The 12,377-nt window shown below is 50.7% G+C and carries 8 protein-coding genes and 1 pseudogene; 2 read left to right on the top strand and 7 right to left on the bottom strand.

Annotated features, from left to right (window positions below):
* Positions 1 to 6: 6 nt before the first annotated feature.
* The 3 genes and pseudogenes from casB to ACLJRU_RS22640 all read right to left on the bottom strand — a co-directional run bounded on the left by casB (position 7) and on the right by ACLJRU_RS22640 (position 4,785).
* A complete protein-coding gene (gene casB / locus ACLJRU_RS22650; protein WP_001540805.1) occupies positions 7 to 555 on the bottom strand; it encodes a type I-E CRISPR-associated protein Cse2/CasB in 549 nt (182 codons plus the stop codon).
* Positions 552 to 2,110, bottom strand: a pseudogene (gene casA, locus ACLJRU_RS22645) (type I-E CRISPR-associated protein Cse1/CasA). Before casA ends, casB begins: the two are co-directional and overlap by 4 nt.
* Positions 2,111 to 2,121: 11 nt before the next feature.
* Positions 2,122 to 4,785, bottom strand: a complete 2,664-nt coding sequence (locus tag ACLJRU_RS22640) for a CRISPR-associated helicase/endonuclease Cas3 (RefSeq protein ID WP_023235207.1) — start codon at positions 4,783 to 4,785, stop codon at positions 2,122 to 2,124.
* Between the two features lie 444 nt (positions 4,786 to 5,229).
* On the opposite strand from ACLJRU_RS22640, the gene sopD reads away from it, so the two are divergent.
* Positions 5,230 to 6,183 carry an SPI-1 type III secretion system effector SopD gene (gene sopD / locus ACLJRU_RS22635; RefSeq protein WP_024148668.1) on the top strand — a complete coding sequence of 318 codons (954 nt, stop codon included), beginning with the start codon at positions 5,230 to 5,232 and terminating at the stop codon, positions 6,181 to 6,183.
* An 87-nt stretch (positions 6,184 to 6,270) separates the two neighbouring features.
* Here the strand turns inward: sopD and cysH are convergent, their stop codons facing one another.
* From cysH to cysJ, 3 genes are all read right to left on the bottom strand, one after another.
* On the bottom strand, positions 6,271 to 7,005 hold the full coding sequence (cysH, locus tag ACLJRU_RS22630; RefSeq protein ID WP_001540809.1) for a phosphoadenosine phosphosulfate reductase: 735 nt from the start codon (positions 7,003 to 7,005) through the stop codon (positions 6,271 to 6,273).
* A gap of 75 nt (positions 7,006 to 7,080) precedes the next feature.
* Positions 7,081 to 8,793 carry an assimilatory sulfite reductase (NADPH) hemoprotein subunit gene (gene cysI, locus ACLJRU_RS22625; protein ID WP_001290656.1) on the bottom strand — a complete coding sequence of 571 codons (1,713 nt, stop codon included), beginning with the start codon at positions 8,791 to 8,793 and terminating at the stop codon, positions 7,081 to 7,083.
* On the bottom strand, positions 8,793 to 10,592 hold the full coding sequence (cysJ, locus tag ACLJRU_RS22620; RefSeq protein WP_000210926.1) for an NADPH-dependent assimilatory sulfite reductase flavoprotein subunit: 1,800 nt from the start codon (positions 10,590 to 10,592) through the stop codon (positions 8,793 to 8,795). The genes cysI and cysJ overlap by 1 nt, the downstream gene beginning before the upstream one ends.
* A 423-nt stretch (positions 10,593 to 11,015) precedes the next feature.
* On the opposite strand from cysJ, the gene queD reads away from it, so the two are divergent.
* Positions 11,016 to 11,378, top strand: a complete 363-nt coding sequence (queD, locus tag ACLJRU_RS22615; protein ID WP_000108313.1) for a 6-carboxytetrahydropterin synthase QueD — start codon at positions 11,016 to 11,018, stop codon at positions 11,376 to 11,378.
* Positions 11,379 to 11,467: 89 nt separating this feature from the next.
* Here the strand turns inward: queD and ACLJRU_RS22610 are convergent, their stop codons facing one another.
* Entirely contained in the window at positions 11,468 to 12,265 is a 798-nt protein-coding gene (locus ACLJRU_RS22610; protein WP_187790691.1) for an MBL fold metallo-hydrolase, read from the bottom strand.
* Between the last annotated feature and the right edge of the window lie 112 nt (positions 12,266 to 12,377).

Raw genomic sequence — 12,377 nt, 5'->3', positions numbered from 1 at the left:
TCCCTGTTAATCTTGTTCGTTATCGCCAGCCTGGTAGTATTCCAGCGCCCAGCGGATACGGAGAAATTCGGTTGGCCGCTGCTGGCGGCGATGGTGGTTCAGCAAGTCGTCTTGTTCCTGACACCAGCGGAAAATATCGTCCGCCAGAGAAATTAGATTTACCGAACCATCAAGCAACTGCACTGCACGACGCAAATGGCGTAATAGCTCGTCGGGATTTTTCACCGCAGACAGGCGGGAGAAGCGTAGTTTTGACATTACCGGATTGTCACCACTCTTCTTCTGTCCAAGCTGTGTAGCAAAACCCTGTCGCTCATCAATAAATTTGATATGCGCAGCCAGTACCGCAGTAATTGCCAATGCAGTAACATGCCAGTCTGCCTTGTTTTTCCACAACGAATGCGTCTGCATTAACAGCAAATGAAATCCCTCAGACAAGCAGGCCTCATTCACCGTTTTACTGCGCCGCAAGCTGGCCCGTGCACCCCGCTTCTCCTGCAAATCCTCATGCCATTTGCGCAGCGTGGCTTTGTGATCCTCTTGCACAATACTCATTCAGCAGCCTCCTGCTTCTTTGCTTTGGCGGCTTTCGCGCTTTGCTTTTCCGCCGATGAGGTAAAATATTTTTTGCGCGCCTTCATGATGCGCTCCAGATCGCTGCTCTCGTAGGGGTTGGTAAAGACGTGATCATCGAAGTAACAACGGGTAAACAGCCAAAGTTCTCTTTGCCATTTATTCAGCCTTTCGTCCGGCTTGTGGCCGTTTTCCAGATCGTGGATCAGATTGAGAAAGCGCCCCTGCGTCAGGTTCCAGAAATCAATGTCGATAAAACTGAAATCACCGCGGGCGCCCTTCGCATTGGAGAACCACGCTTCTTTTAGCGCACTGCGCAGTAGGCTGAGGAGTCGGGTAGCAGTTTGTGTTGCTTTACGTAAATCAGGGATCAGACCTTCCGTCATCAGCAACGGAAAGTGGTGCTCATACCAACAGCGGATTTTCATTTTTTTGAAATCGGCACCAAATCCCCACAAGCCTACTTTGATATTCCTGAGCTCTCGGGCATTAAACACTTTAATCACCTGTGCCGGATATTCGGTATTCTTTTCCGTCGGGTTTTCTTGACTTAGTCCCAGCCAATCTCGCCAAAGAAGTCCACCTGGTTGGGTTATAACAGGTTCAAATCCCTTACTATTCTTTATTTGCAGGCGATGTGGTGTTAATGGGTGCCGCCAGCGGTCATAATTAACGCCATAATTCTTGACCAACATCTGGATTAGCAGCTCATCGCTATTATTACCGCAGATATTGCACACTCCCTGACGTATTGTCGCGAAATCCAGACGGATACGGCGTGGCATCCCCCAGTATGCTTGTAATTTATTTACCTGCTCATCTGTTGTAATAGTATGAGCTGGTGGCTCGCTGGTACGTGTTGCGGCAAGCCAGGGAAATACAGCCGCATCATAGACGACAGGCAAAGGCAGATCCGCAGCATCCTGCGGCATCACGTTGAGCCACAGCTTGCGCCAGAGCGGCGTTTGCCGCTCTCCCTGATATTCCTGCAATTCAATCAATGTAGTCAGCGGCCCGCCGCCGCGCAGCCCAGTGCGGTAGCCTTGTCCGCCGAAGGAGCGTTAAGCTGCATTGAAAACAACGCCAACGCGGCACAATGCGGGCAAAAACATTCCATTACGCCACGTTTGATAAAATGATCTGTATTTAACTCAGTAGTTTGAATACCTGGTGTTTCCGGTAATAGCGAAGCTATAGTTATTTTATTGTCGGGTAATTCTTCAAAATCCTGCATAAAAGACGGCGTTTCCGCGCCAAACTGAAAAGCGTGTTCTAACGGTGCTAATGCCTTATGGAGCGCATCGGCATGCAATCCATCAAACCAGATATCCTCCCAGTTTTTGTATCTTTTCGGCGCGATACTGCATTGCAGCAATCCCAACAGAAACTGCCAGGCCGCTCCCTGCAAATCTGCTCGCGTTGCGGCGATATCCACCACGTTTTCATCTGCCAGATTGACAGGAGCCAGTTTGCCCGTGGAACCGTCTTTGAAACGGACGGGAAGCCAGGGCGTTGTTAAAAGCGAAAAATTGTCCATATCTGTATTCGTTATTCCCCCATCATGCCAATCAATCCCTCATTCGCCGAATAACCACAAGCGGCACAATCCGTCACCACAATCACCGTGGCAAAATCCTTATCCTGATGCTGTTGCGCACACCACTTACGCAGGGGTTCGCCATCTAATTTTTCAAACTCGTCTTTATGTTTATTCCACCAGCTCTGACGTACCCGCAGCACGCTCATCTCCCAGGCGTGTTCACCGCTGGTATAAGGGGTTACGACGCCATCCACGATTTTCGCCAGCCACAGCGTGACAGACTCTTCCGCCAACCGCGTTGACATTTTCTCCGGTAGAGAATCGCTAATTTCAGCACAATAGCCCGGCGCAAAGTTAAGCAGCATCTGTCTGGCAAATGCCCGGTCGCAATAAAATTTGCCTTTCTGCAATTGCTCGGTTTTTGCAAATCCAACCGGCATGTTGACATCCTCGCCGTAGACCGACTCAATCAACAATCGGGCAGATTGCGGCATCCGAATCGTCCCCTGCTCACGTAATATGCGCTGTGTCAGCCACATGCGCCCATGATCGGGATAGACATAGGCGCTGTTACGCATGGCGCTGGATAACCAGTTCTCTCGCGGCGCGTCATCCCACTCCGGAGCAAGAATGCGCAGCACTGGCGTCTCTCGCTCATCCTGCCCACTCTTTTTCACCAGACCGTTACGATCGCGAATATGACGCTGTAGTCGACCGGCCCGCTGAATTAATAAATCCACCGGCGCTAAATCAGAGATCATCTCATCGCAGTCAATATCCAGACTTTGTTCGATTACCTGCGTGGCGATAATGACCTTACCGGCACGTTGTGCGCCGCTCTGTTTGCCAAAGAGATTCAGCGTCTGTGACTCAATCCGCTGACGATCGTGAAAAGCAAAGCGACTATGGAAGAGTAAAAGGTTTTCCGTGGCGACGACCTTACTCAGTTGAAGCTGGCGATAGATACGAATCGCATCATCAACGGAGTGACGTATCCAAGCGATACAGTTTCCTTTTTCCACTGCTTCACCTATACGTTCAAGACACGCCTCTTCACTATGTAGCCAGCCAATATCTACGCTACGCTCAACCTCTTTGCGTGTATCAACCCGCTGAGAAATCAGCTCTGTTTGTGTGACCTGAGTCAGCCAGGGATAATCGTCATGGCCTAGCAACGGCGCCTGCACACTACGCCTCACCCCACGGGAAAATGCCGCCACCAGCTTATCTCGCTGCTGCTGCGATAGCGTCGCAGATAACAGAATAGTGGCGTTGCCATTACTGGCCTGCCGTTCGATCAAACCTTCAAGTATTCGGGACATCCATGCATCACAGGCATGGATCTCATCAGCCAGTAAAATCTTGTTGCTAAGACCCAGTAACCGCAGGTTGTTATGTTTAAATGGCATTACCGCCATCATCGCCTGATCCAACGTGCCTACACCAACCTCCGCCAACAACGCTTTTTTATTGCTGTCGGCAAACCAGGCGGCGCATCCCTGACTATCAGGCTGCGCTTCATCGGGTTCTTCCGTACCGGAAAGAGTGACCGACCATATTGACTGATTGAAACGATCCATTAAGCGACGCGCGCTATGCGCCAGAATCAGGCTGGGACGGGAGTCCGGCTGATACAGCGCCAGCCAGGTGTTCGCCATACGTTCAAACATCGCGTTGGCTGTCGCCATTGTCGGCAGTCCAAAATAGAGTCCCTGCGCTTTACCTGCCGCCATCAGTCGATGAGCTAATATGAGCGCCGCCTCTGTTTTTCCGGCCCCGGTGACATCTTCAAGAATAAAGAGTTGGGCGCCATCCACGTTGATATCCAGCTCAAGCGCCTTTTGTTGTAACGGTGTGGGATGCTGAATAAAAGGGAAAAGCGTTTCTATGCCCGTAAAGGCAGACACATTCGCCGCTGAGGGAAATAGCGTGATGGCAGTTTGTGCTTTAGCGAGAGCTTGCTGCCAGTAGGTATCAACAGGCATTTTTTCCGCAGTACGCGGAAAATAACGGCTGGCAGAACCAGTCCAGTCAGCCAGTACAACCGCAGCGGAAATAAACCAGGAAAGTTGCTGAAATTGGTCGATACCCTCATCTTCATCCCAGGCTTCAGGCAAAGTAATTAAAGGAAAGAGCGCTTTTATTCTCAGAAGAAAATCTCTTGCCGCGTCTTTATCCTGCTGGCGAAAATGGTCCAGCTCCTGGATTGCCTCTGGAGGGCGTCCATGATGACCTGTAGTGACTGGCATCCAAAGCGCCATAACGCGCTTACTTTTACGAACTGAAAGCAAAGAAGGAGGAAACAATTCAGGGCATTCACTTAGCCAGGAGTTCCACAACATGTATCCCAGCGTGGTATGCGCGATTTTTTCATAATGCCGTGTAGGCTCATTAAAGATATTTAAAGCCTCATGACGGTATAGTTGCTGGAAGGAATGAGCAAACTTTCCAATATCATGCCAACATAAAATCCAGGCAAAAAATTGCGCCGCCTGCTCCTTATCCTGGATGCCTAATTTTTTTAGATAGTGGTCAATAAAATAAATATTATTTATCACCATCCAGTAACCCACAGCCGCAACATCTAAAGAATGCCAGCAAAGCAAATGGTAATCATCACCGCCGTTAGTTTCTCCTCGTCGAGACTTTCCCCAATAGTGATATATCGACACGTAAACTCCAGCATGTGGATAATAAAAGCACTCTACGCCTTTTTAATGGTCTTTTTTGTTGATATACCTCACAAAAATTGCACTTCCTGAGATTATATTTAAATATGCCCGCTCAATTTTATATATTCTTCAGAAATATTTACCCCACGAATAATTATTATAAATTTTTCCGCCTTTTTCTTCTGGAAGAAGCGCTCAAAGAGGCTTCCTCCAATGCCTTCTGCATAAACCAAAATTTAAAAAAAACGACCATTTGCGGCGAATCATCTACCTTTTGTCTGAATTATCGTCACCACAAAGGATTACCAACCATAAATGTGCTGTATTAATAATGTCGTTCAAATTCTCTCCTGTAGTAAACTTTATCTGTTTAATAAAAAAGAGAGAATTGAACGATATATTTTACTCCGGATATTGAATAATATAAATTTGAAGGAAAATATTATGCCAGTCACTTTAAGCTTCGGTAATCATCAAAATTATACGCTTAATGAAAGTCGGCTTGCTCATCTGTTAAGCGCAGATAAAGAAAAAGCAATCCATATGGGGGGTTGGGATAAAGTCCAGGATCATTTTAGAGCGGAAAAAAAGGACCATGCGCTGGAAGTGTTACACTCCATCATTCACGGGCAGGGCCGTGGTGAACCTGGAGAGATGGAAGTTAACGTAGAGGATATAAATAAAATTTACGCCTTTAAACGGCTACAACATCTGGCCTGCCCGGCTCATCAAGATCTGTTTACTATCAAGATGGACGCTTCTCAGACACAATTTTTACTTATGGTCGGCGACACGGTGATCAGCCAAAGCAATATTAAGGACATCCTTAATATATCAGATGATGCAGTGATAGAATCTATGAGTAGAGAGGAGAGACAATTATTTTTACAAATATATGAGGTGATTGGTTCGAAGATGACCTGGCACCCGGAATTACTTCAGGAGTCGATTTCAACTCTACGAAAAGAAGTGACGGGAAATGCACAAATCAAAACGGCGGTTTATGAGATGATGCGTCCCGCAGAGGCTCCAGACCACCCGCTTGTCGAATGGCAGGACTCGCTTACTGAAGATGAAAAATCGATGCTGGCCTGTATTAATGCAGGTAACTTTGAGCCTACGACTCAGTTTTGCAAAATAGATTATCAGGAGGTACAAGGTGAAGTCGCTTTTAGCATGATGCATCCGTGTATCTCCTATTTACTACATAGCTATTCGCCGTTTGCAGAGTTTAAACCAACAAATTCTGGTTTTTTAAAAAAACTTAATCAGGATTATAACGACTATCATGCAAAAAAAATGTTTATTGATGTAATTCTTGAAAAGCTATATCTAACCCATGAACGTTCTTTGCACATTGGTAAAGATGGGTGCAGTCGTAATATATTACTGACATAAAGATAGTCAGTAATATAACCAATTTAAAATCCGGCTGCCTGCCGGATTTTTCATAGCAGCAAGTATAATCATGCCGCGTAAGGACAATTACCCTTCATGCAGCCCGCACTCGCGCTTCAGCCCGAAGAACCGCGTTTCTTCTTCCGCCATACCCGGCTCCCATTTGCGGGTGGTGTGCGTATCGCCCACCGACAGATAGCCCTGATCCCACAGCGGATGGTATTTCAGACCGTGCTTTTGCAGATACTGGTAAACCGTGCGGTTATCCCAGTCGATAATCGGTAGCACTTTAAACACGCCGCGCTGGGTAGCGAGAACGGGTAAATGCGCGCGGCTACCGGACTGCTCGCGACGCAGACCCGCAAACCAAGTCTGCGCTTTCAGCTCTTTTAGCGCCCGATTCATCGGCTCGACTTTGTTGATGTCATTGTATTTCTCAATACCTTCTACGCCCTGCTCCCACAGTTTGCCGTAGCGCGCTTCCTGCCAGGCCGGACTTTCGCCCGCGCGGTAAACTTTCAGGTTGAGTTTGAGTTTGTCCGTTAACTCATCAATAAACTGGTAGGTTTCCGGGAACAGGTAGCCGGTATCGGTGAGGATCACCGGGATATCCGGGCGAATCTGATTCACCAGATGCAGACTCACCGCCGCCTGAATGCCAAAGCTTGAGGAGAGCACGTATTCGCCGGGCAGATTTTCCAGCGCCCATGCCACGCGTTCTTCGGCGCTCAGTGTTTCCAGTTGGGCGTTGATTTCCGCCAACGCCAGTACGCGATCGACTTTTGGCAGTTCATTCAATGCGTTGAGATCGAGTTGGGACATAAGTTCCTCACTGTTTGCCTTGCCTGATGGCGCTGCGCTTATCAGGCCTACACAGACGCCATCCGGCAATTCAGGTTATTCCCAGAAATCACGCGCGGGATCGAGCACCGGGCGAATGATGCCCGCACGCACCGTAAAGTCGCCGAAGCCTTCACCCGCTTCGCGCTCTTTCGCCCAGCGCCCAATCAGTTGATCCAGCGAGGCCAGAATATCCGGCTCGGTGATATTTTCTTGATACATCCGTGGGATACGTGTCCCAATACGGTTTCCACCAAGATGCAGGTTATAACGACCAGGCGCTTTCCCTACTAAGCCAATTTCCGCCAGCATCGCGCGACCACAGCCGTTCGGGCAGCCGGTCACGCGCATCACGATATGTTCATCAGGAATGCCGTGTTTTTCCAGAATCGCTTCCACTTTGTCAGTAAACGACGGCAGGAAACGCTCGGCTTCCGCCATAGCCAGTGGGCAGGTCGGGAACGACACGCAGGCCATTGAGTTTTCACGCTGCGCGCTCACGGCATTCATCAGCCCATGATCGCGCGCCAGTTTCTCGATCTTCGCTTTCTGGCTTTCCGGCACGCTGGCAATAATCAGGTTCTGGTTAGCGGTAATACGGAACTCGCCCTGATGAATCTTCGCGATCTCCAGCAGGCCGGTTTTCAGCGGGCGCCCCGGATAATCCAGGATACGACCGTTTTCGATAAACAGCGTCAGGTGCCAGTTGTTGTCGATCCCTTTCACCCAACCGATACGATCGCCGCGACCGGTAAACTCATACGGGCGGATCGGCTCAAATTTGATCCCCGCGCGACGCTCGACTTCTTCTTTGAACGTGTCGACACCGACGCGCTCAAGCGTATATTTGGTTTTCGCGTTTTTACGATCGGTACGGTTGCCCCAGTCACGCTGGGTCGTCACCACCGCTTCGGCTACCGCCAGCGTATGCTCCAGCGGTAGATAGCCAAACTCGCTCGCGGTACGAGCATAGGTTTTCTTATTACCGTGCTCAATGGACAGACCGCCGCCAACCAGCAGGTTAAAGCCCACCAGCTTGCCGTTCTCGGCAATCGCCACAAAGTTCATGTCGTTGGCGTGCAGATCGATATCATTTTGCGGCGGGATCACCACCGTGGTTTTAAATTTACGCGGCAGATAGGTTGCGCCGAGGATCGGTTCTTCGTCAGTGGTCGCGACCTTCTCCTGATCGAGCCAGATCTCCGCATACGCACGGGTGCGCGGCAGCAGATGTTCGGAGATCTTCTTCGCCCACTCGTAGGCTTCCGCGTGCAACTGCGATTCGTACGGGTTGGAGGTGCACAGCACGTTACGGTTCATGTCGTTAGCGGTTGCCAGCGCATCCAGCCCGACCGAATGCAGCATCTGGTGCACCGGCTTGACGTTCTTCTTCAGAATACCGTGAAACTGGAAGGTCTGGCGGTTGGTCAGACGGATACTGCCATAAATCGTGTTATCCGCCGCGAATTTATCGATCGCCTGCCATTGCGTCGTAGTAATCACCCCGCCCGGCAGACGGCAGCGCAGCAGCATGGCGTGGCGCGGCTCCAGCTTCTGCGCCGCACGCTCGGCGCGAATATCGCGGTCATCCTGCTGATACATGCCGTGAAAGCGTATTAGCAGGAAGTTGTCGCCTTTAAAACCGCCGGTGAGACCGTCGTTCAGATCTTCCGCAATGGTACCGCGCAGGTAGTTGCTTTCCAGCTTCATGCGCTCGGCATCGGACAGTTTACCTTCGACCACCAGTGGGCCTGGATGTTTTTCGCTCATTAGTAGACATCTCGCTGATAACGGCGCTCTACGCGCAGCTCACTTAAAAATTCATCCGCCGCTTCGATGTCCATTGCACCGAACTCAGCAATCACTTCCAGCAACGCTTTTTCGACATCTGCGGCCATGCGCCTGGCGTCGCCGCAGACATAAATGTGGGCACCGTCATTAATCCAGCGCCACAGCTCCGCGCCCTGTTCGCGCAGTTTGTCTTGTACGTAGATTTTTTCTTTTTGATCGCGGGACCAGGCCAGATCGATCCGGTTCAGCATGCCTTCTTTCACGTAACGCTGCCATTCAACCTGATAAAGGAAGTCTTCGGTGAAGTGCGGGTTACCGAAGAACAGCCAGTTCTTGCCTTCCGCCCCTTCCGCCGCACGCTGTTGCATAAAGGCGCGGAACGGCGCGATGCCGGTGCCGGGGCCAATCATAATGACCGGCGTCTGCGGGTTAGCTGGCAGGCGGAAGTTGTCGTTGTGTTCAATAAACACACGCACTTCGCCCTCTTCTTCCACGCGGTCGGCGAGGAAGCTGGAAGCACCACCCGCGCGGGCGCGGCCTTCAATATCGTAGCGCACGACGCCGACGGTTACGTGTACTTCGCTTTCGACTTCCGCCTGCGCGGAGGCGATGGAGTACAGACGCGGCGTCAGCGGACGCAGCAGGCCGATTAATGCTTCAGCGTCGAGCTGCGCCGGAGAGAAACGCACCATATCAACAATGGGCGTGGTCGCGGCGTAGTGCTGGAGCTGCGCTTTGTCGCCCACTAATGGCAACAGCGACTCACTGCGCGTCAGGGTCGCGTAGTTCTCAACAATGTTGGCGGTATTCACCGTCAGCTCGAAGTGCCACTCCAGCGCTTCGGCGAGCGGCAGGGTTTTACCATCAACCGTCACCGGCTCATCGCCTTTCAGCCACAGCAACTCAACCAGCTCCTTCACCAGAGCCGGATCGTTCTGATACCAGACGCCCAGCGCATCGCCCGGCTGATAGCGCAGGCCGGAGTCGCCTAAATCAATCTCAATATGACGCACATCTTTTTCCGAGTTGCGACCGGTGATTTTCTGATTCACGGAGAGGGTCGCGATCAGCGGCGCGTCTTTAGTATAGGGGCTGGTGTGGATGTCGTTTACCGCGCCAGTAGCGACGGATTGCGAAGGTGCCGCGACAGGTGCGCGAGACTTCAGCACATCAACCACGCGGGCGCGCCATTCGCTGGCAGCTGCCTGATATTCAACGTCAGCATCGACACGGTCGAGCAGACGTTCACCGCCCAGTTCCGCCAGTTTGCTGTCGAAATCTTTTCCGGACTGGCAGAAAAATTCATAAGAGGTGTCGCCGAGGCTAAACACGGCAAAAGCGGTGTTTTCCAGTTTCGGCGCTTTTTTGGAGAACAGGAATTTATGCAGCGCGACGGCCTCTTCCGGCGGCTCGCCTTCTCCCTGGGTGGACGTCACTATCACCAACAGTTTTTCACTGGCAATCTGTTTGAATTTGTAGTCGCCGGCGTTCACCAGTGTCACATTAAGGTTGGCCGCCAGCAGATCATCACGCAGCGCTTCCGCCACACGACGCGCATTGCCGGTTTGCGAAGCGGAGATAAGCGTAACCCCCGGCATCTTCCGCTCAGGAACAGGCGTGACGGCAACAGCGCCTGAGCGCGGGTTCAGTACGCCCCAAAAATAGCCGGAGACCCAGGCAAGCTGTTCGGGAGTAAGGTCGGTTGTCGCGGCCTGAAGGCGCGCCAGTTGCTCCGGATTAAGCGGAAGCAACCCAGTCAGTGGAGCCGGTGTCGTCATGCGTCGTTATGTTCCAGTAAGCAAAGCGGATCTATACACAAAATCATTCAAGTTCGCCGTAAGCTGAGCGCGCCCCAGGAGCGTACATAAATACGTGACTGGGGTGAGTAAACGCAGTCAACACAGATGCGGCTTGAAAGATGAAATGTATAAGCGATAAATCCCAAACTGAGGATAAGGTTAACGGTGAGAGGAATAACAATTAAAGAAGGGTTGGAAATAACAAATAACCAAATGAACTAACCTGTTTTAGTTATCGTTATTAACGCCAAAATCGATTTTATAATTGATTGATAATTATTAAATTTTCTGGAAATTCTTAAATTAATTGCCCGTCACAAGGCGGAGAATGGTTTTAGTTAATGATAAAAAATGCGCTTTCCGGTACCCTACGGCGGTTTTTTTATTGCCTGAGAGTTCATCATGTCCACCACGTTGTATAAAGATTTCACCTTTGAAGCCGCTCACCGCCTGCCTCACGTGCCTGAAGGGCATAAGTGCGGCCGCCTGCACGGACACTCGTTTATGGTGCGTCTCGAAATTACCGGTGAAGTCGATCCGCATACCGGTTGGATTATGGATTTCGCGGATCTCAAAGCGGCGTTTAAACCGACTTACGATCGTCTTGATCACTACTATCTGAATGATATTCCAGGGCTGTCCAATCCCACCAGCGAAGTGCTGGCAAAATGGATTTGGGATCAGGTTAAGCCCGTCGTGCCGCTACTGAGCGCCGTGATGGTGAAAGAGACCTGTACAGCCGGCTGCGTCTATCGCGGCGAATAAGGTTTATTAACGCGTGGGCTGGATGTCAAATTGATTCCAGCCTATCCACACGATGTTTCATCAGTGAAAACATTGTCCAGCGCGTGGTGTTAAAAGCGCAGTACATCACCGGTTGCAGGTGCGGTTATTTCCGGTAGCCACAACCGCCCCCAGGCCCCTGTACAGTGACAACCGCATAGTTTTTCAGGTTTATGTTCTTGCAGAAAGCGCCTGACTCGCCACAGCGTGAACGGTGATGCGCAGCGGAGATGAAATCCGCCGACAAGCGCGTAAATCCGCTTTATACCAGTAATATTCTGACAGTGCCGGACAATATTTGCGATCCCCCGATGCCCGCATCCCGTAATGATGACTAATCCTTTTGTCGATTGGTAAATCAGTACGCCCTCATCCCAAATAGAGTCCGGCTCCGCATCGTGGCCGCCAAAAATGCCGTAGGCTTCAGGCGCGACCACCGGTATTTCCCCTGACCAGATAAAGTTTTCGCCAATCGGCAGGGGGTCACGCGTGTACATCATTCGATAGCGTGAATAGTCCACCTCACACGACAATTTTTTTATTTTTCGGGTAATACCAAGAAAAGTCATTGCCGCATAACGTTCACGCGCAATATCGGGATGGCAGATGATTCGACTGTTATCAGGAAGCCACGGCACGCCGCCGCAATGATCGTAATGACCATGCGAAAGCACCACAGCAGACACATCGGACAGGTCGATCCCCATCGCCAACGCGTTTTGCATAAAACTGCCATCAGGGCCGGTATCGAACAAGATAGACGTAGACTCATCCTCGACCAACAAGCTTAATCCTGGCCGGGCCTTCAACGATTTATCCGCTCCAGCTCCCTTATGATTTTCGAGCAATACCCTGATCCTTAACGCCATGGCCTTCTCCTGTATAAAAGCCTCCCCGGGAAAACGCGGCCTTTTTACTTTACATGACCCGTCCTGAATAGCGTTGACACGTTCCAGACTTAAATCCGGAGAACGTAATGAT

Origin of the sequence: Salmonella sp. SAL00653 (genome assembly GCF_046552515.1) — a bacterium.
GTDB lineage: Bacteria > Pseudomonadota > Gammaproteobacteria > Enterobacterales > Enterobacteriaceae > Salmonella > Salmonella enterica.
This window is presented reverse-complemented; position numbering and strand designations above follow the sequence as displayed.